The sequence below is a fragment of the Burkholderia sp. PAMC 28687 genome (assembly GCF_001577465.1).
In the GTDB taxonomy this organism is placed as follows: Bacteria; Pseudomonadota; Gammaproteobacteria; order Burkholderiales; family Burkholderiaceae; genus Caballeronia.
Window position 1 is genome coordinate 2,106,331 of record NZ_CP014505.1, and the last position, 18,298, is coordinate 2,124,628.

Consider the following 18,298-nt stretch of genomic DNA (forward strand, 5'->3'; position numbering starts at 1 on the left):
CGCCAACCCCCATTCAAGGAGGGAACGATGGAACTGCTGATCGGTTTTGTGGCCACGCTGTTTATTTCTCTGCTCATCTTCCGAAAATGAAGTCCTCCAGTTCTACATGCTGCATGGGCTTTCGCTGTTCGTACGGCTTCGCGGCCGTGCAACCACGCTGATATGCCGTCTTCCTCCCTCACGCCGGGCAGCGCCTTCGGCCCCGCAACCACGGACAACTCGTCGATCAACCCGCGCGTCATCGCAGCGGGCGTTGCTGTCGTCGGGATTCACGTCGGCCTGCTCGCGATCGCGCTGACCATGCGCAACGAGCCGTCGCCGCGCCCCGTCGAGTCGAAGACGATTACCGCCGAGCTGATCAGCGCCGCGCCGCCGCAGCCTGTTGCCGCGCCCGCAGCCATCCAGTCGACGCCCGTGCCTCCGCCTCCGAAACCGGTTCCACCCAAGCCGACGCCCAAATTGAAGCCCACCGTCCAGCCGCGCGTAAAAGCTGCACCGACGCCGCTGCCGGAAACCACCGCGCCTTCGACGATTGCCGCAGCAGCGCCCGAAGCGACGCCGTCGCCACCCGCGCCGCCGGCTCCTGCAGCGCCACCCGCGGCCGCGCCGGCAATCGGCCGTCCGACGATGTCGCTCAACGCGCCAAAGGACGTCGCCCATCTCGAATGCAATATCGCGATGCCGGAATACCCGGCGCTTTCGCGGCGTCGAGGTGAATCGGGTACGGCGGTGGTGAAGTTCGTCGTGGGGCTGACGGGAAAGATCGAGAACATCGAACTGAAAAAGAGCAGCGGTTCGTCGCGGCTCGATGACGCCGCCCTCGACGCCATGCGCTCGAGCGCCTGCAAGCCATACAAGGAAAATGGCGAGGCGATCCGCGCCGCCTATTCCCAGCCGTTCGTCTTCGGGCTGAACGACTAGCGCACGTGCGCCGGCAAGCACACAAGAATTCGACCTAATTTTTAGATATCTACAGGAACTGCAATGCAAAGCTACGGTTTGGCCCACGTCTGGGAACAAGGGGATTTCGTCACGCGGGGTATCGCGCTTGCGCTGGCGATCATGTCGGTGCTGTCGTGGACCGTGATCGTGGTGAAGGGTTTGAACGTGCTGCGCCTGAAGCGCCTGACCAAGAACGCGGAACAGGCCTTCTGGCATTCCGACGATTTCGCCGATGGCATCAAGAAGCTCAGCAACCATTCGGCCAAGACACAGGACAACCCGTTCCTCGCGCTCGCCCTCTCCGGCCAGGACGCGGCCGACCATCATCACCAGACGCAACCGCATCTGCACGACCGCATGGATGTATCAGACTGGATCACGCGCTGCCTGAAAGACACCATGGACGAAGGCGTCGGCCGCATGCAGGCAGGGCTTGCCGTGCTGGCATCGATTGGCAGTACCGCGCCGTTCGTCGGATTGTTCGGCACGGTGTGGGGTATCTATCACGCGCTGCTGACCATCGGCGCGACAGGACAGACGTCGATCGACCAGGTCGCGGGACCGGTTGGCGAATCGCTGATCATGACGGCGTTCGGCCTGTTCGTCGCGATTCCGGCGGTGCTCGGTTATAACGCATTGACGCGCTGGAACAAGGCAATCGTGACGAAGCTGAACCGCTTTGCGCACGGCCTGCATGCGTTCTTCGTGACGGGTACGAAGCTGGCTTCGAGCAAGCGCGGCGATGGTTTGCGCCTCGCTACGCAAAACGCTGCAGGCACGCCGTCGGCCGTCAAGCCTGCATCGCGTGTGAGCTAAGGGGACGTCGTCATGGCCATGAGCCCTTTCTCCAGCGACGAGGACGACGGCATGATGAGCGAGATCAACATGACGCCGCTCGTCGACGTCATGCTGGTTCTGCTGATCATCTTTCTCGTTACGATTCCCGCGATCAATCACGCGGTGAAAATCGATTTGCCCAAGGCGAGCAGCCAGCCGCAGGACACCAAGCCGGCACACGTCGATGTCGCCGTGGAAGCGGACGGCACGGTACTGTGGAACGATGAAAAAGTCGACGATAACGCCCTGCAAGCGCGAATCGCCAATGCATCGAAACAGACGCCGCAGCCGGAATTGCGTTTGCGCGCGGACCGCAAGGTGCCGTATGAGCGGGTTGCCGATGTGATGTCGGCCGCCCAAGGCGGCGGGTTATCGAAAATTGGTTTTGTGACCGAGCCGAAAGCGGGCGCGAAGTAAGTCTTGAGAGCCCAAAGTAAAAGGCCTTCATCGCGACGATGAAGGCCTTTTTTTGTGTGCGCGCGGCACATTCGGGCTAGCGGTTACTTTGGGGTCGAGTAGCCCGATCCCGCAGCATCGCCACATGCGACAGCCGTGCTCGACACGGACAGCGCGATTAGCCCTATCAGGCCTACTATAAAAGTGGCCGTGAGTTTTCGCATAAGCAGCTCCTTAGCGAAGAGATTTCAATATAGCGCCGCGCTACGCCCCGTTCAAGCAAGCGCCGATTGAATCTCTGCATCGCAAGTGCACGCTTCAATGTCAGAAACTTGCAGCGGCTTAGCGTTTAGTCACACTGTTTCGTGAGCGGCCTCAACCGGGAGAGGACATTCTCCGGGAAAGCGATCGCCGTCGTTGATTGACTCCACCAGAAAGTCAACGAACGCGCGAATCGCCGGGACCATTCCCTGGCGCGACAAGAACACCGCGTACAACTGCGGCGTCGGGAACGTCCAGCCCGGCATGACGGGCGACATCTGGCCCGTGCGCAGCGCCGCGCCGTACAACATCTCCGGCAACGCCGCGATACCCACACCGCGCAGCACGGCTTCACGGATCATGCCCAGATCCGCCGTGACCAGGCGCGGCTCGTGTTCGAACTCATGGCGCGTGCCATCGGGCGCGATCATCCGAAATACATGGCGACCGTCGCTCGACGGGACATCGATGCTATCGAATTGCGCCAGTTCCGACGGCGCGAGCGGCGGCGCATTGGGCTTGAGCAGCGACGGCGCAGCAACCAGCATCTGCTCCGTGCGCCACAACGGCCGCGCGACTATGGTCGAATTGACCGGCGGCTCGGAGCGCACGCGCAGGGCGACATCGACGGGATCCTCGAACAGGTCGATCACGCGATTCGTCACGCTCATGACGACGCGAACTTCGGGGTATCGATGCAAAAAATCCGGAATCACCGCCGACAAAAACGTCTGCGCAATCGTCACCGGCACGCTCACGCGCACGCTACCGCGCGGAGAATCCCGAAGACTATGAACGATATCGACGGCTGCTTGCGCCTCGGCGAGCATGCCCTTGCAATGCTGATAGAACAGTTGCCCGGCTTCAGTCAGCGCGAGCTTGCGGGTGGACCGCTGCATCAGCCGCACGCCAAGCGATGTTTCCAGCTCCGATACACGCCGTGACAACCGTGACTTCGAAATGCCCAGCACGCGTTCGGCCGCCGAAAACCCGCCGTGCTCGACCACGTACGAGAAGTACATCAGATCATTGAGGTCGTGCGAGTCAGGTTTCATGCGGGCGCGGGATCGATGTTCTGGTTGTTTCAGTGGTGGGACAATGCATTGCGGATGAACGGCTTTTTCCCTGGAATACGGTCCATATAATAGCTCCATGTTTTGAATTTGGCGCTAATCACTGGCTGGCGCCCTATCCGGACCGGTCAAAGTGAGGACGAAAATGGACACCACACGCAGTATTGAACGCACTATTCCCGCGCTTCGCACGGTGGAGGGCGGCGGTTTTGTCGTGCATCGGCCGTTTCCCACGCGGCTGTTGATGGACTTCGATCCGTTCCTGCTCCTGGATGAAATGGGCCCCGTCGATTACGCCCCGGGCGAGGCCAAAGGTGCGCCTGACCATCCGCATCGCGGATTCGAGACCGTTACTTATGTGCTCGAAGGCCAGTTCGGGCACAAGGATTCGGCGGGCCATTCGGGCACGCTGCGTCAGGGCGATGTGCAATGGATGACCGCGGGCTCCGGCGTCGTTCATAGCGAAATGCCCGATCCGGAGTTCACGCGCACCGGGGGCCGCGTGCACGGGCTGCAACTCTGGGTGAATCTGCCGAAGCGCGACAAGATGATTCCGCCGCATTATCAGGAGATTTCATCGGCGAGCATTCCGGTCGGCGTGAGCGAGGACGGGCGTGTACGCGTGAAGGTGATCGCGGGCGAAGCGCTGGGCGTGAAGGCGGCTATCGAAACGCGGACGCCCATTCTTTATCAGCATTTCTCGCTGCAACCGGGAGCATCGGTCGTGCAGCCCGTGCCGAAGGATTTCCGCGTGTTCGGTTATGCGTTATCGGGCGATGGCTTTTACGGCTCCGATAAACAGCCGATCAAGGCGCGCCAGATGATCGTCTTCGCCGACGATGGCGAAACGGTCAGCTTCACTGCCGGCGATGAGCCCCTCGAATTGCTGCTGCTTGGTGGTGTGCCGCTGAAAGAGCCGGTCGTGCGCTATGGTCCGTTCGTGATGAACACGGAAGACGAGATCCGTCAGGCCGTTGTGGACTATCAGGCAGGAAGAATGGGCGCGATCAACCACTGATCGACCGACCAGGCCTCTGTTTCACCGGCGCGGCACGAAGGACACTATTTGCGTCACAATAGTCTTCGTGCCGCGCCGTTTTCTTGTGTCCAATTGTCGGACGGCGCTTTGTCTAACCCAAACGGAGTACCGCATGTCCGAGAAGTTTGTGTCGCCGGTTGTCAGCGCCAGTATCGGCGCCGAGGATTTTCAGGTTGCATTGAGCGACGGCACGCATGAATGGCTCGGCGACGAACCGGCATCGCACGGCGGCGCCGATACCGGTCCGACTCCGCACGGTCTTTTGCTCTCGAGCCTGGGTGCATGCACGACGATCACGCTGAAGATGTACGCGAAGCACAAGGGCTGGCCGCTGCAAGCCGTTCACGTCACCCTCACCTATCAGTCCACGCCGCCGGAAGCCACGGTGATCGACCGCCAGATCAAATTGACGGGCGAGCTGGACAGCACTCAACGGGAACGCCTTTTGCAAATTGCGAATGCGTGCCCCGTGCACAAGATCCTCTCCGGTTCGATCGCGATCAACTCCGGGCTCACGCCTCTTTGAAAGCATGCGATCCATTCATTCAACGATCATCTCAAGGAAACCGTCGTTTTGAATTTCGAACACCTTATCCAGATCAACGATCCGCTCAATCCGTTCGTGGAAGCAATGACGCGCGAACAGGTGTGGCAAGGGCTCGTGCTGCGCGCAGAACAGCCGCAACTGTTCGTGATCGGCCTGGATCGCTGCGCAATCCTGTCGCGTGAAGGCGATGTGATCGAACGTGAACTGCATTACGGCCAGGCGCGCGTGCGCGATCGCGTGACGCTGATTCCCGAAAGCAGCGTGCGCTACGACATTCTGCCGACGGAGGAACATGTAGGTGGCTCGCTGACCATGGCGATTGAACAGCCGGACGAGCTTCAGCTATTCCTGCGTTTCACGTACGCCACCACCTTGCCCGTCGCCGATGATCCCAACGCCAGCCCTGACGCGCTGCAGACGCAGGAGATCGTGAAGTCGGCATACAGGGAAGCGGATATCGATACCGTCAGGCTGATTCGTCAGTTCGCGCACGGCAACAAACTCGCAGGGCCGCTGCATTAAAACTGCACGACGTTTCGATAGGAAACCGATGACTATCGAAACGTAAAATCGATGAAGACATCGTTGTTGCAAATAAGAATGGTTATCATTAAGATTACTCCATCGACTCAACGAACGGACTCCTCGACATGACCGACATCCTGCGCTCCAACACGCTTCGGCTGCGTCGCCCAGTCGAGCGTTCCGCTGCTGCGACCATCGCCCGGCCGCGCACGGCGGCGGTGACAACGGCGCGCCCGGCATCGGCTGTTCCCACCGAGAGCGGCGAACGCACGCTGCGCAGCGACGCGTTGCTGCAAGGACAGAGTCATATCAGCATCATGCATAACGGTGAGACGTATCAGTTGCGCGCCACGCGCCTGGGCAAGCTGATTCTCACGAAGTAACACGCAAAACCGAATTTCAGTACCGAGTATTGTGGGGACCACCTCTTCGAGAGGTGTTTGGCACTAGCCAGCCACGACGGCTTGCACGCGAGAATTTAGACCCCTTCGTGCAAACACCAGCCAGTCGTCGATAGCCAGCGAAGCCGCTTTTTTTGGTTCCCGGCGAGTGCTTGTCAAAAGCACGGTCAACAAGGCAAAAAGCACGTTTTCGCAATGAAAACGTGCTTTTTTTGTCAGCTTCAGCGCGATGAACGCAAGACCTTCCGATCAGACGCTTTCGAGACCCAGCGCCGCGATACCCGCCTTCGCCACCGCAGCATCCTGATCCGACTTCACGCCCGAAACACCAACCGCACCAACGATGTCCGCGCCGACCAGGATCGGCACGCCGCCCTCAAGCATCGCTGTCATATGCGCGCTCAGGAACGCTACACGACCCTGTTTGATCATGTCTTCGTAGAGTTTCGTTTCGCGCCGGCCGACTGCCGCCGTGCGCGCCTTGCCCGTCGCCATTTCGGCCGTGCTCGGACCCGCGCCCTCAAGCCGGTGAAGATGCAGCAGGTGACCGCCGTCATCGACCACAGCAATCGTCACGTTCCACTTGTTCGCAAGCGCATGCGCTTCAGCGGCGGCCGCGATGATCTTTACGTCTTCATCGGTCAATACAGGTTTCGTTCTCATTGAGTCACCTCCGGGGTTGTAGTTGTGAATACCCGCAAGGTTACCGCGAGAAGCCCCAGAACATCAGGTACCACGCACTATCGACAACGGCGAGCGCCGCGACGAACCACAGCATCGCGGCAACGCCACGCGACATCACGCGGCCGGGAATGTACCTTCCGATAACCCGCCAGGCCAGCCACGCGCTCCACAGATTCGCAACGCCGAGCAATCCCAGGCGCAGGTCCGCGACCCACCAGAGCGGCACGTGCTCGGCGCGCAACAACGAAACCGTCGTCGCCGACAAACCGAGAAACACGCCCACGCCGGCCACGGGAATCAGTGCCTGCGTCAGATGATGCAATCGAGTGAACTCGAACCGGCCGAGCATGCGCGTGCCGGCTGCAAGCAGCCCGAGCAGCGCCGTGCCATAAACCAGACCCGTCACCACGATATAACCAATCACCATGCTGCCGTCGAGCCACGAGAATACGTCGTTTTGCTCGGGGTAATGCGTGAAGAGGAACCAGGGCGCGTTGGTATCGAGCGGCCAGAGAATGTTGTGATCGATCAGCCAGCCCGCGAAGATCTGCTTCAACTGGATGAACCACGGGCTGACGCTCCAGTGGAACGCGCCAATCGCGATGCCCAGCAAGCCGTACAGCACCAGCGCCGTGTCCCAGGGGTTTGCTTGTTTATCGCCGAGTTTGACGATCTCCGACGACGGCGAGCGCCACGTCAGCGCAATTGCATCGCGATGACCGCTGCACCGCCCGCACATATGGCAGTCCGACGCACCCTTCATGGCGCGCAGCGGCACGAGCGGCGCGCAGTTCACCGGAATCACCCGATGCCCGTGCTCACCCTCTTTATACGACTTGCGCCACGCGTCCTCGTTGACCTTGAAGTGGAACGGCGCAAGCCGCGCCAGCAACGAAAACACGCCGTTCACCGGGCACAGGTACTTGCACCAGACGCGCTTCTCGCGCCCATACAACACGCCGATGATCATCGCGCCGAGGGTCGATCCGCCGAGCACCAGCAGGACGGCTTTCGGATATTGATAAACGCTGACCATCTGGCCGTAGATGGTCGTGATGCCAAACGCGACGAACGGCCAGCCGCCCCAGCGCAACCAGCGCGGGATTGCCCAGCCTCGTCCAAACTTGCTCGCGAACTCCGTCAACGCCCCTTCAGGACACAAAACGCCGCACCAGACGCGGCCGAGCATCACCATGGACAACAACACGAACGGCCACCAGATGCCCCAGAACACGAACTGGGCCGCGACCGTCAGGTTGTTCCAGATGTGCGCAGTGTTGTCGGGTAACGGCATGACCGCAGGAACCAGAATCAGGAATGCATAGAACAGCACCACAACCCACTGGATTGCGCGGATCATGCTGCCGTGCTGTTGCATCCATTGCCCGGCCTGTTGAAGCCGGCCGGGCCGATTCAGGACATCGCTCATGCTGGGCGTCTCGCCGGTTTTTGCGCCATACGGTTCTTCGAGCGGCGCAGCAGCAGGAAGATCACGACCCAGTAGACCGCGTACGCAATCAAATTCATGCCGGCCGGATGCGCGCGATAACCCGTGAGCGTCGCGACCAGTGAGCCGAAGGTGCTGGAGTCATCGAGAAGCCAGGACGTATTCCAGACCTGGTTCACCACGACGGGCAGGATTTCCTTGTCGATCAGCTTGTCCACGCCGGTCTCGAACAGGCCAGCCGCGAGAAACAGCAGCATGATTTCAGTCACGCGGAAAAAGAGCCGCCACGAGAAGATCTTGCCGCCAAGCTGCAGCAGATAGAACGTGAGGAACGCCAGTCCAAGACCGATCACGACAGCAAGATATTGCATTGAATCGACGTGACCCGACTGCCCGAAACCCAGGCCGTAAAGAAAAATCACCGTCTCGCTGCCTTCGCGCGCAATCGCGAGCGCGACCAGCAGCGTCACGCCCCACCAGTTCGCGTCCTGTTTGCTTTTCTGCAGCGACGCTTCCATGTCGCGTTTCATTGAACGCCCGTGGTGCTTCATCCACAGCACCATCTGCACGATCAGCACGCACGCCACGAGAACCATGCCGGTCTGGAAATAATCCTGCGCGTCGCCGGAGAGCACTTCCGTGAAACCCACCAGCGCCGCGCCCAGCGCAACGGCGGCCAGCAAGCCAACAACCACGCCGGCCCACAGATAGGGAATGCCGCGACGCGCGTCGGCGTCGCCATTTTTCAGCCATGCGTACAGGATGCCCACGACCAGCAGCGCCTCGACGCTCTCCCGCCACACGATGAAAAGAACCTGACCCATTACCTTCTCTCCCGCTTAACTAGCCGATGCAACCACTACTTCGCAACGATGGCGCCTTGCGCCGACTGATGGAAATCATCGAAGAACTTGTATTCGCCCTTGTCCAGCGGCGCGATCACGACAAACGAGTCGGCGCCCGGCGCGAGCACTTTTTCCTTGCGCAACTGGATACTCTCGAACTCTGCCGCGCCCTTGCCGACGTTGTGGACTTCGATCTTGAAGCGCACGCCCGCGGGTACTTCGATACGCGCGGGATTCAGCTTGCCGTCATTCAGCTCCAGCTTGAAAGTCGGGAGATCGGCCGCTTGCGCTGAAGCCGCGCTTCCAAACCAGCCTGCAGTGATCGCGAGCGACGCCGCGATCAATCTGTATTTACGTTTCATGCATCCATCCTGGCTGCGGCGTCCGGCACAAAGTGCAGATCAAGTGCACCTGTTGCGCCGGACACCTGAGTCCAACTTCACGACCGCTTGAATGTTTAATAACCACCCTTCTTGCCGATACCGGCGAACGGGAAGTCATACTCGATCGTGTACGGCTTGAACCACGGACCCACGCCGGTTTCCTTGTCGACGTGACGGCCGAACGCCATGTGGCCGGTTTGCATCGGCGGCGCAATGTTGAGTTTCAAGTGATATTTGCCCGGGCCGAAGAGCTTCACGTTGTCGCCGTAGTGCGGGCCGTCGTTCGCAACCATGGCCATCAGGTCGCCCTTGATGCTTTGTGTCGTGCCAACCTTGGTCAGTTCGTACGTGACTTGCAGGTAAGGCATCCAGTCGCCTTCCGCAAAGCCGGTCGGGTTGTTCTTCACCGCGTGGATGTCGGCTTCGAGGTGAATGTCCGAGTCCGATGCCTTGCGCATCATGCCTTCCGGTTCCATCGTGATCGGCTGCAGATAAACGGCGCCTACTTCGATGCCGTTCTGGACATTCTGCTTGCCGATCGGATATTCCGCTGCCGATGCCGACGCCATTGCCGCAAAAGCGACCGCAGCTACCGAGCCGCGTACCAAAGTTGAAACCTTCATCCGTAACTCCTTGTTGTTATTGATCGATGCTTCCGATCCGACACGGTTGTTTCGCCAACGCCCCAGCGCTGGCATAAGAAATCCCGGATGAGATCCCGATCCGAAAGTTAATACGAACCATTCTCAATGATTGGGAAGTTTAGCACCGATCGAAATGGCTAACAATTCGACACCGCGAAACAAAGCCTCGTGGCGACAAGGGTTTTCGGTGTTTTCCAGCATGGGTTGTCCACATAAAAACAGCGGGCTCGGGGCCCGCTGCCAGGTACTGCGTTGCCACATCAGCTTATGGATGGTCGCTCACGTTCGCGCCGAAAACACGCTGACGCAGCAGCGACAGTTGGTCGCGCGTCTGCGCCGCTTTCTCGAATTCGAGGTTTTTCGCGTGATCCATCATCTGCTTTTCGAGGCGCTTGATTTCCTTCGAAATCTGCTTTTCCGACATGTCCTCGAACTTCGCACGCGTCTGCGCTTCCTTCAGCTCGGCGCGAGCGTCGTCGACGTTGTACACGCCGTCGATGATGTCCTTGATCCGCTTCGTCACGCCGCGCGGCGTAATGCCCATCGCGAGGTTGTGCGCGATCTGCTTCGTGCGCCGGCGTTCCGTCTCGCCAATCGCGCGTTTCATGGAATCCGTGATGTTGTCGCCGTAAAGGATCGCCTTGCCGTTCACATTCCGGGCCGCCCGGCCGATCGTCTGAATCAGCGAGCGCTCGGCACGCAGGAAACCTTCCTTGTCAGCGTCGAGAATCGCGACCAATGACACTTCCGGAATATCCAGCCCTTCCCGCAGCAAGTTGATCCCGACGAGCACATCGAAAGACCCCAGGCGCAAATCGCGGATGATTTCCACGCGCTCGACCGTATCGATATCGCTGTGCAGATAGCGCACTTTCACACCGTGATCCGCCAGGAATTCGGTGAGTTGTTCGGCCATGCGTTTGGTCAGCACCGTGACGAGCACCCGTTCGTGCACTTTGACACGCTCGTTGATCTCGGCGAGCACGTCGTCCACTTGCGAGCGGGCCGGACGTACCTCGATCTCGGGGTCGACCAGCCCGGTCGGCCGTACGAGCTGTTCGGCGACCTGCCCTGACGTCCGGTTTTCGTAATCGGCCGGTGTCGCCGAGACAAAAACCGCCTGGCGCATCTTGCGTTCGAACTCGCTGAATTTCAGCGGCCGGTTATCCAGCGCCGACGGCATCCGGAAGCCGTAATCGACCAGATTCTCCTTGCGCGCCCGGTCACCGTTGTACATGCCGTTCAACTGGCCGATCAGCACGTGCGACTCGTCGAGCAGCATCAGCGCGTCGGGCGGCAAATAATCGACGAGCGTCGGCGGCGGTTCGCCGGGAGCCGCGCCCGAGAAATGCCGCGAGTAGTTCTCGATGCCTTTGCAAAACCCCAGTTCCTGCAGCATCTCCAGGTCAAAACGCGTGCGTTGCTCGAGCCGCTGCGCTTCAACCAGCTTGCCGTCCTTGTGGAAAAACTCGAGGCGCTCACGCAATTCAGTCTTGATCGTCTCGATGGCGCGCATTACCGTGTCCCGCGGCGTCACGTAATGGGACGACGGATACACGGTGAAGCGCGGAATCTTGTTGCGCACGCGGCCGGTGAGTGGATCGAAGAGCTGCATCGACTCGATTTCATCGTCGAAAAGCTCGACTCGCACGGCCATTTCGGCATGCTCGGCCGGGAAAATGTCGATGGTGTCGCCGCGCACGCGGAAGCTGCCACGCGAAAAATCCGCTTCGTTCCGGTTGTACTGCATCGCGATCAGCCGCGCGATGATGTCGCGCTGCCCCATCTTGTCGCCCGTGCGCAGCGTCAAAATCATCTTGTGATATTCCGACGGGTTGCCGATACCGTAAATGGCCGACACCGTCGCTACGATCACCACGTCGCGCCGCTCAAGCAGGCTTTTTGTGGCTGAAAGCCGCATTTGCTCGATATGCTCGTTGATCGACGAATCTTTCTCGATGAACAAATCCCGCTGCGGAACGTAGGCTTCCGGCTGGTAATAATCGTAGTAGGAAACGAAATATTCGACAGCATTACGCGGGAAAAACTCACGAAACTCCGCATACAACTGCGCGGCGAGCGTCTTGTTGGGCGCAAACACGATGGCCGGACGGCCCATGCGCGCGATCACGTTCGCCATGGTGAAAGTCTTGCCGGAACCGGTCACGCCGAGCAGCGTCTGGAACGACAGGCCGTCCTCGATCCCCTCGACGAGCGTCGCGATCGCTGTTGGCTGGTCGCCTGCTGGCGGATACGGTTGATAAAGCTGGAACGGCGAGCCCTCGAAGGTGATGAACTTCGATTCATCGAGCGTTTCTGCGGCTTCTACTAGCGGGGTATCGGACATGAGGAAGCGGTGCCTTTGGCCGAGAGCAAACATCCATTCTAGCGGTTCACGCTGGAGCAGGCTTGACGGCGGATCAGGGTTGTCGGATGGATCGGGGCAGCGCCCTTCGGTTCTTAAGCGATCGCCCGATACTTCTCAGATGAGGCGTCCGCCTCCAAACGCAAGCGATTGTTTTGGTGGACGAAAGCTTCGTGGCGTTGAACCGGTAAGTCACGTTCTCACGGCCTCGTTTCTCAAGCAAAATGCCGAATTTCCAGCGAAATATCGCGAATTCGTCGATTGCATCCGCTTTGCCGGGCCAAAAAACGCTGCTCAATTCGTTACAATGCAGAACTGGGGTTTTCATCGATGGGAAGGAGTATTTTGTTCACTCCTCACGGCGCGGTCGAAGCACAGCATGCCGCGACTTCCATCCCGAACGCCCGTGCCCGCCTTTCCACTACCGTCGATAAATCATGTCCCTTTTTTCAGCCGTCGAGCTTGCCCCCCGTGATCCGATCCTGGGTCTGAACGAAGCCTTTAATGCCGATCCGCGCACCACCAAGGTCAATCTCGGCGTCGGCGTGTATTTCAACGAAGAAGGCAAGATTCCGCTACTGCGCGCCGTCCGCGAGGCTGAAAAAGCCCGCGTTGAACTGGCCGCACCGCGCGGTTATCTGCCTATGGAAGGCATCGCTGCGTACGACGCTGCCGTGCAGAAACTGCTGCTCGGCAACGATTCCCCCCTGATCGCCGATGGCCGCGTGATCACGGCGCAAGCGCTCGGTGGCACGGGCGCCCTGAAGCTTGGCGCTGACTTCCTGAAGCGCCTCAACCCGACGGGCAAGGTCGCGATCAGCGATCCGAGCTGGGAAAACCACCGTGCGTTGTTCGAATACGCCGGTTTCGAAGTCCTCAACTATCCGTACTACGATGCAGCCACGCACGGCGTGAAGTTCGACGCCATGCTCGAGGCGTTCAACAGCTATCCGGCAGGCACCGTCGTGGTACTGCATGCGTGCTGCCATAACCCCACCGGCGTCGACCTGACCCCGGCGCAATGGGAACAAGTCGTGGCAACGGTGAAGGCGCGCTCGCTCGTGCCGTTCCTCGACATCGCCTATCAAGGTTTCGGCGAAAACATCGACGCCGATGCAGCCGCCGTGCGCCTGTTCGCCAAGGCTGACATCAACATCTTCGTCTCGTCGTCGTTCTCCAAGTCGTTCTCGCTGTATGGCGAACGCGTGGGCGCGCTGTCGATCATCACGAGCGGCAAGGAAGAAGCCAGCCGCGTGTTGTCGCAACTCAAGCGCGTGATCCGCACCAACTATTCGAACCCGCCTACGCACGGCGGTTCGGTGGTCGCGGCCGTTCTTGCATCGGCGGAACTGCGCGCCACGTGGGAGCAGGAACTCGGCGAAATGCGCGACCGCATCCGCGCCATGCGCAATGGCCTGGTCGAGCAAATCAAGGCCGCGGGCGTCGAACGCGACTTCAGCTTCGTCAACAAGCAACGCGGCATGTTCTCGTACTCGGGACTGACCGCACCGCAGGTCGACCGTCTGCGTGAAGAGTTCGGCATCTACGCTGTAAGCACTGGCCGAATCTGCGTGGCCGCGCTCAATACGCGCAACCTTGAAGTCGTGGCAAACGCTATTGCGACCGTGCTGAAGTAAGCCTGTTCTTCGCGGCATCCGGAACGGCGCTCCTCGTGGGCGCCGTTATCTTTGCGCCGCCAAATCTATTCGCGCCCGTCGCGGTGAATATCGTGGGTGATAAAGCCTGAATCGTTTTTCGGCATGTCCAGCCAGTCGCGATGACCAAGTGTGCCGCGAATGTCGGCCAGGCCACTTTCCCAATGCTCCCGCATCGTCGATAAACCGAACTGGTAATCCTTGTAGTGCCCCTCGAATTCCTTGTGACGATAGATGAGGTGGATCACGTTGTAGCGCTTCGAGCACGCAAGTTCCTCGGCCGCCTTGCACCACGGATCGCTGTTGCGGACGTCTACCGGCACTTTGTCGAGCACTTCCCGTAGGACATTGCGGAAACGCTGCGAACGTTGCATGGTGTCGGTGACGAGTCGTGTCCGGCTGGAAAACTGCACGTCCTTCACGCGCCCCATCACATCCACAATGCTGTCCGGCACCGGACCTTTGGCGCTCCACAAGTCAACCTGGAACGCGAGCGTGTCACGGCGCGGCGTGGCCTGAGCAATCTCATATAGTGGCGTGTTCGACATGAGTCCGCCGTCCCAGAAATATTCCCCGTCGATCTCGACCGCGGCGAAACCCGGCGGCAGGGCGCCCGACGCCATGAAATGCTCCGCACGCAGCTTCATGCGCGTATTGTCGAAATAGGCGAAATTCCCCGTCGCGACGTTCACCGCACCTACCGATACACGCGTCTCCCGCGAATTGATACGGTCGAAATCGCAAAGCCCTTCGAGCGTCGCCTTCAATGGCCGCGTGTCGTAGTAACTGGCCGTGGCGGGATCCCCCGCTGCCAGTGGAGACGGTGGCGGAAAGCGCGGGACAAAGAATCCCTTCTGCCCTTCCACTACTGCGCTTGCTGCCTGCATGGCAGTAAAGGCTTTGCGGATCTCATCGGTGGAACTGAAAAATGCGTGTTCGACGAACGCCGGAAGCGGCGGCATGAACGCTGGCTGACAGATCGTCTCCCAGAATTCGAGGAGGCGCGGCACGCGGTCTTGTGGCGCATTCCCGGCGATGATCGCGGTGTTCAACGCACCAATCGAGATCCCCGCGATCCAGTTCGGATGAATTCCCGCTTCGTTCAGGCCTTGATAAACACCGCCCTGATAAGCGCCAAGCGCCCCGCCTCCCTGCAACATCAAAGCGATGGTTTCGTACGGCGGCAACTTGATCGCGTCACCCGACGCCGTGACTTCGGGTAGCTCCGCGATATCGAGCGACGTCGTCTTGTGAGGATCCTTTGTCACCTTCGCTCGTTTCGATCCTGCTCGCACGTCAACACTTTCTCTGCGCTCTGCCATTAAAACTCCTTTGACGCGTAACACGCCGAAGCAACCTTGCCTTTCACTTCGGACAATAAGACCACGCAAAGCTGCGCCGATCAACCTTCTCGACACCTCATACCCCATTCGGCCAGCTATTCGACGCCGCCCGGCCGCCGTACGCTATGAACCTGACGATGCCCCTTCACCGCGTGAATCATGAAAACCGATTAAGCTTTAAGACCAGAGCTACACCACCAAAAACCTGAAATTGGAGATATCGCATATGAACTATCGTCGGCTTGGACGTTCTGGCTTGCAGGTCAGCGAATTGTCAATTGGCTCGTGGGTAACGTACGGCACGCAGGTCGATCACCGCGCTGCACGCGAATCGCTTGCAGCAGCACGCGATCACGGCGTCAATTTCTTCGATAACGCCGAGGTCTATTCGAAAGGTGCATCGGAAGAAATCATGGGCCGCGCGTTGAAGGAGCTTGCCTGGCCGCGTGTGAGTTATGTGGTGTCGACGAAATTTTTCTTCGGTCTTAACGAAGGCACGAACCAGCATCAAACGCTCAATCGCAAATACTTGCATAACGCCATCGATGGTTCGCTTGCGCGCTTGCAACTCGATTACGTCGATCTCGTCTTCTGCCATCGGCCGGATCCGCACACGCCAATCGAGGAAACCGTCTGGGCGATGAGCGACATCATCACGCGCGGCAAGGCCTTGTACTGGGGCACGTCCGAGTGGAGCGCCGACGAGATTCGCAGCGCTTACGACATCGCCGAGCGGCATCATCTGCACAAGCCGGTGATGGAACAGCCCGAGTACAACCTGCTGCATCGTAACCGCGTCGAGAAGGAATATGCGCGGCTCTATGAAGACATCGGACTTGGTCTCACAACGTGGAGTCCGCTTGCATCGGGATTGCTCAGCGGCAAGTACCGCGACGGCGTTCCGTCCGACAGCCGCGCGCAACTTCAGGGTTACGAATGGTTGGCGAAAAAGCTGACGGACAAGGGCACAAACAACATTGTCGGGCGCCTCGCTGAAGTCTCGGACCAGCTCGGCTGCTCGCTTGCACAACTGTCGCTCGCGTGGATCTTGTTGAATCCGCATGTCAGCACGGTCATTACCGGGGCGTCGCGCGTCGAACAGATCCACGAAAACATGAAAGCGATCGACGTCGTGAAAAAAATCACGCCTGAGATCAAGGCGCGCATAGAGGAAATCGTCGGCGACGCGTTCGTCTGAGTCACGCCGGGGCGCGTACTGCGCGTCGGCTACAATGACGACCCCGCCGAGGTATATACGTCCACGCCTCGGCGACTAGTATTCATCTGGCCGGCTCAGCCCCGCTCCTTCCCGTTTCTCGTCTCCGCTCAATCATCGCCATGCTTAGTTATCGACACGCCTTTCACGCAGGCAATCACGCAGACGTGCTGAAACACGCGATCGTCGTGCAATTGCTTCAATACCTTGGCCAGAAGGACAAGGCGTTCTGGTACATCGATACACACGCAGGCGCCGGCGTGTATTCGCTCGCTGATGGATACGCCACCAAAACGGGAGAATACGAAACCGGTATAGCCAAGCTTTGGGGCAAACGCGACCTGCCCGGTTTGCTCAAGGATTACGTCAAGGAAGTCAAAGCGCTCAACGCAGACGGTACGCTGCAGTTTTATCCCGGTTCGCCCTATCTGGCGTATCGGACCATGCGCGAGCAGGACCGGATGCGCTTGTTCGAACTCCATTCCACTGAGATTGATGTGCTGCGCCACAATTTCCGTGATGCCGGCCGCCGCGCCATGCTTTTCGAAGGCGATGGTTTCGAGGGCATTATCAAGCTCTTGCCGCCACCGCCCCGGCGCGCGCTGGTGCTGATCGACCCGTCGTACGAGGACAAGCGCGACTACGCGCGCACGTTGAATTGCCTCGAGGAAAGCTTGAAACGGTTCGCGAACGGAACTTATGCGGTTTGGTATCCGCAAGTGACCCGGCTGGAGTCGCAACGCTTCGCCGATCAGCTAAAGCGTGTTCAACCAAAGAACTGGCTGCATGTTTCTTTGACCGTGAGCAAGCCGCCGGTTGACGGTTTCGGCTTGTTTGGCAGCGGCATGTTTGTCGTAAATCCGCCCTACACGCTGGCCGGAGAGCTGAAAGAGGCGCTCCCGTACCTCGTCGAGACACTCGGCCAGGACAGCAAGGCTTCCTTCAAGCTGGAGCATCGAGGCGGTTGAGAAGCACCTCGGCCGTTATTGCAGGGACGTGACGGTGCCCGTCGCCGTGTGCGGATCAGAGGAACGCGCTGGGGTTCTAGGCTTGGACCCGCCGGTTCTGGATATTGTCGCGGGGTCAGTTCCGGCCGATGTCGGGGCGGTCGAAGTCGTGGGCTGCGCAGGCGACTGAGACCGCGGTTGTTGAGCGGTCTGCGGTTGGGCGCGCGATGGCTGGGACCGCGGCGGCTGCGCATGGGGTTCAACGCTCGCGGGCATGCCTTGCAGCCCCCCCGGAATACCCCGCTGAAGAACGCAACCCATGGATCCCCGCTGAACCCGACCGGGACTGATTGCCGGGCGAAATGGCATAGCCTTGCGGGCCGCTGTATCCGCCTGGCTGCACTTCTATATAAGGCGAAACCACAATCGGCTGCTGCCCCTGCTGCGCCGACACTTCAGGCAGCGTCGCCAACGGGCGGGCGGGAACCATGCCCTGTCCGTTCAGCGGCCCAGTTTGCAAGACGGTTCCGCCGGCACCGCTCTGAATACCGGTTTGCGTGTCAAGAATGAGTGGCCGTCCTCCACCCTGCGCAAACGTGTCCGCTATCATCGCGCTGCAAATCAAAGCTGCGCAAAGCGGCGCCCGATATCCCTTCAACTTCGCTTTAAAACTCATGGCGCCCCCGCGTCAAATTTCCGATTGCCCTACTGGTCTCGATTGGAACGTTCATATCATATGAAAGCGCTT

Annotated in this window: 19 protein-coding genes; 10 read left to right on the top strand and 9 right to left on the bottom strand. The window is 59.7% G+C overall.

From position 1 onward, the window contains the following. Positions 1 to 162: 162 nt before the first annotated feature. From AX768_RS09730 to AX768_RS09740, 3 genes are all read left to right on the top strand, one after another. Positions 163 to 921 carry an energy transducer TonB gene (locus AX768_RS09730; protein ID WP_061999786.1) on the top strand — a complete coding sequence of 253 codons (759 nt, stop codon included), beginning with the start codon at positions 163 to 165 and terminating at the stop codon, positions 919 to 921. 63 nt (positions 922 to 984) lie between these two features. After that, positions 985 to 1,758, top strand: a complete 774-nt coding sequence (locus tag AX768_RS09735) for a MotA/TolQ/ExbB proton channel family protein (protein ID WP_061999787.1) — start codon at positions 985 to 987, stop codon at positions 1,756 to 1,758. Between the two features lie 12 nt (positions 1,759 to 1,770). Beyond that, a complete protein-coding gene (locus AX768_RS09740) occupies positions 1,771 to 2,196 on the top strand; it encodes an ExbD/TolR family protein (protein ID WP_061999788.1) in 426 nt (141 codons plus the stop codon). Positions 2,197 to 2,528: 332 nt separating this feature from the next. Here the strand turns inward: AX768_RS09740 and AX768_RS09745 are convergent, their stop codons facing one another. After that, positions 2,529 to 3,491, bottom strand: coding sequence for a LysR substrate-binding domain-containing protein (locus AX768_RS09745; RefSeq protein WP_061999789.1), 963 nt, complete (start codon positions 3,489 to 3,491; stop codon positions 2,529 to 2,531). A gap of 163 nt (positions 3,492 to 3,654) precedes the next feature. Here AX768_RS09745 and AX768_RS09750 point away from each other — a divergent pair, with 163 nt between their 5' ends. The 4 genes from AX768_RS09750 (at position 3,655) to hemP (ending at position 6,003) form a co-directional block, all read left to right on the top strand. Continuing rightward, positions 3,655 to 4,527, top strand: coding sequence for a pirin family protein (locus AX768_RS09750; protein WP_061999790.1), 873 nt, complete (start codon positions 3,655 to 3,657; stop codon positions 4,525 to 4,527). A 133-nt stretch (positions 4,528 to 4,660) separates the two neighbouring features. Then, entirely contained in the window at positions 4,661 to 5,074 is a 414-nt protein-coding gene (locus AX768_RS09755) for an OsmC family protein (RefSeq protein ID WP_061999791.1), read from the top strand. Between the two features lie 48 nt (positions 5,075 to 5,122). Next, positions 5,123 to 5,617, top strand: coding sequence for an SRPBCC family protein (locus AX768_RS09760; RefSeq protein WP_061999792.1), 495 nt, complete (start codon positions 5,123 to 5,125; stop codon positions 5,615 to 5,617). A gap of 128 nt (positions 5,618 to 5,745) precedes the next feature. After that, positions 5,746 to 6,003, top strand: coding sequence for a hemin uptake protein HemP (gene hemP, locus AX768_RS09765; RefSeq protein WP_061999793.1), 258 nt, complete (start codon positions 5,746 to 5,748; stop codon positions 6,001 to 6,003). A gap of 267 nt (positions 6,004 to 6,270) precedes the next feature. On the opposite strand, the gene AX768_RS09770 is transcribed toward hemP, so the two are convergent. From AX768_RS09770 to uvrB, 6 genes are all read right to left on the bottom strand, one after another. After that, on the bottom strand, positions 6,271 to 6,684 hold the full coding sequence (locus AX768_RS09770; RefSeq protein ID WP_061999794.1) for a GlcG/HbpS family heme-binding protein: 414 nt from the start codon (positions 6,682 to 6,684) through the stop codon (positions 6,271 to 6,273). 40 nt (positions 6,685 to 6,724) lie between these two features. Further along, positions 6,725 to 8,134: a 4Fe-4S binding protein gene (locus tag AX768_RS09775; RefSeq protein ID WP_172811940.1), complete on the bottom strand. Its 1,410-nt coding sequence runs from the start codon at positions 8,132 to 8,134 to the stop codon at positions 6,725 to 6,727. Further along, complete coding sequence (locus AX768_RS09780) at positions 8,131 to 8,976, bottom strand: FTR1 family iron permease (protein ID WP_061999796.1); 846 nt, start codon at positions 8,974 to 8,976, stop codon at positions 8,131 to 8,133. Before AX768_RS09780 ends, AX768_RS09775 begins: the two co-directional genes overlap by 4 nt. A gap of 35 nt (positions 8,977 to 9,011) precedes the next feature. Next, complete coding sequence (locus AX768_RS09785; protein ID WP_061999797.1) at positions 9,012 to 9,359, bottom strand: cupredoxin domain-containing protein; 348 nt, start codon at positions 9,357 to 9,359, stop codon at positions 9,012 to 9,014. A 95-nt stretch (positions 9,360 to 9,454) separates the two neighbouring features. After that, on the bottom strand, positions 9,455 to 10,003 hold the full coding sequence (locus AX768_RS09790; RefSeq protein ID WP_062000911.1) for an iron transporter: 549 nt from the start codon (positions 10,001 to 10,003) through the stop codon (positions 9,455 to 9,457). A 286-nt stretch (positions 10,004 to 10,289) separates the two neighbouring features. Next, positions 10,290 to 12,371, bottom strand: a complete 2,082-nt coding sequence (gene uvrB / locus AX768_RS09795) for an excinuclease ABC subunit UvrB (RefSeq protein ID WP_061999798.1) — start codon at positions 12,369 to 12,371, stop codon at positions 10,290 to 10,292. 455 nt (positions 12,372 to 12,826) lie between these two features. On the opposite strand from uvrB, the gene AX768_RS09800 reads away from it, so the two are divergent. Continuing rightward, positions 12,827 to 14,026 carry an amino acid aminotransferase gene (locus AX768_RS09800; protein ID WP_061999799.1) on the top strand — a complete coding sequence of 400 codons (1,200 nt, stop codon included), beginning with the start codon at positions 12,827 to 12,829 and terminating at the stop codon, positions 14,024 to 14,026. Between the two features lie 65 nt (positions 14,027 to 14,091). Here AX768_RS09800 and AX768_RS09805 read toward each other — a convergent pair whose 3' ends face one another. Next, a complete protein-coding gene (locus tag AX768_RS09805) occupies positions 14,092 to 15,366 on the bottom strand; it encodes a patatin-like phospholipase family protein (RefSeq protein ID WP_082778795.1) in 1,275 nt (424 codons plus the stop codon). A gap of 247 nt (positions 15,367 to 15,613) precedes the next feature. Here AX768_RS09805 and AX768_RS09810 point away from each other — a divergent pair, with 247 nt between their 5' ends. Both AX768_RS09810 and AX768_RS09815 read left to right on the top strand, forming a co-directional pair. Then, the gene (locus tag AX768_RS09810; RefSeq protein WP_061999801.1) at positions 15,614 to 16,585 is read left to right on the top strand and encodes a potassium channel beta subunit family protein; all 972 of its coding nucleotides are present in this window, start codon (positions 15,614 to 15,616) and stop codon (positions 16,583 to 16,585) included. Positions 16,586 to 16,725: 140 nt separating this feature from the next. Beyond that, the gene (locus AX768_RS09815) at positions 16,726 to 17,571 is read left to right on the top strand and encodes a 23S rRNA (adenine(2030)-N(6))-methyltransferase RlmJ (protein ID WP_061999802.1); all 846 of its coding nucleotides are present in this window, start codon (positions 16,726 to 16,728) and stop codon (positions 17,569 to 17,571) included. Between the two features lie 238 nt (positions 17,572 to 17,809). Here AX768_RS09815 and AX768_RS32720 read toward each other — a convergent pair whose 3' ends face one another. Further along, positions 17,810 to 18,040: a hypothetical protein gene (locus AX768_RS32720; protein WP_155524221.1), complete on the bottom strand. Its 231-nt coding sequence runs from the start codon at positions 18,038 to 18,040 to the stop codon at positions 17,810 to 17,812. Between the last annotated feature and the right edge of the window lie 258 nt (positions 18,041 to 18,298).

Bases quoted from the DNA above. Each gene is read 5' to 3' on its own strand.
- AX768_RS09730 (WP_061999786.1), top strand. From the start codon at position 163: ATGCCGTCTTCCTCCCTCACGCCGGGCAGCGCCTTCGGCCCCGCAACC.
- AX768_RS09735 (WP_061999787.1), top strand. From the start codon at position 985: ATGCAAAGCTACGGTTTGGCCCACGTCTGGGAACAAGGGGATTTCGTC.
- AX768_RS09740 (WP_061999788.1), top strand. From the start codon at position 1,771: ATGGCCATGAGCCCTTTCTCCAGCGACGAGGACGACGGCATGATGAGC.
- AX768_RS09745 (WP_061999789.1), bottom strand. From the start codon at position 3,491: ATGAAACCTGACTCGCACGACCTCAATGATCTGATGTACTTCTCGTAC.
- AX768_RS09750 (WP_061999790.1), top strand. From the start codon at position 3,655: ATGGACACCACACGCAGTATTGAACGCACTATTCCCGCGCTTCGCACG.
- AX768_RS09755 (WP_061999791.1), top strand. From the start codon at position 4,661: ATGTCCGAGAAGTTTGTGTCGCCGGTTGTCAGCGCCAGTATCGGCGCC.
- hemP (WP_061999793.1), top strand. From the start codon at position 5,746: ATGACCGACATCCTGCGCTCCAACACGCTTCGGCTGCGTCGCCCAGTC.
- AX768_RS09770 (WP_061999794.1), bottom strand. From the start codon at position 6,684: ATGAGAACGAAACCTGTATTGACCGATGAAGACGTAAAGATCATCGCG.
- AX768_RS09775 (WP_172811940.1), bottom strand. From the start codon at position 8,134: ATGAGCGATGTCCTGAATCGGCCCGGCCGGCTTCAACAGGCCGGGCAA.
- AX768_RS09780 (WP_061999796.1), bottom strand. From the start codon at position 8,976: ATGGGTCAGGTTCTTTTCATCGTGTGGCGGGAGAGCGTCGAGGCGCTG.
- AX768_RS09785 (WP_061999797.1), bottom strand. From the start codon at position 9,359: ATGAAACGTAAATACAGATTGATCGCGGCGTCGCTCGCGATCACTGCA.
- AX768_RS09790 (WP_062000911.1), bottom strand. From the start codon at position 10,003: ATGAAGGTTTCAACTTTGGTACGCGGCTCGGTAGCTGCGGTCGCTTTT.
- uvrB (WP_061999798.1), bottom strand. From the start codon at position 12,371: ATGTCCGATACCCCGCTAGTAGAAGCCGCAGAAACGCTCGATGAATCG.
- AX768_RS09800 (WP_061999799.1), top strand. From the start codon at position 12,827: ATGTCCCTTTTTTCAGCCGTCGAGCTTGCCCCCCGTGATCCGATCCTG.
- AX768_RS09805 (WP_082778795.1), bottom strand. From the start codon at position 15,366: ATGGCAGAGCGCAGAGAAAGTGTTGACGTGCGAGCAGGATCGAAACGA.
- AX768_RS09810 (WP_061999801.1), top strand. From the start codon at position 15,614: ATGAACTATCGTCGGCTTGGACGTTCTGGCTTGCAGGTCAGCGAATTG.
- AX768_RS09815 (WP_061999802.1), top strand. From the start codon at position 16,726: ATGCTTAGTTATCGACACGCCTTTCACGCAGGCAATCACGCAGACGTG.
- AX768_RS32720 (WP_155524221.1), bottom strand. From the start codon at position 18,040: ATGGTTCCCGCCCGCCCGTTGGCGACGCTGCCTGAAGTGTCGGCGCAG.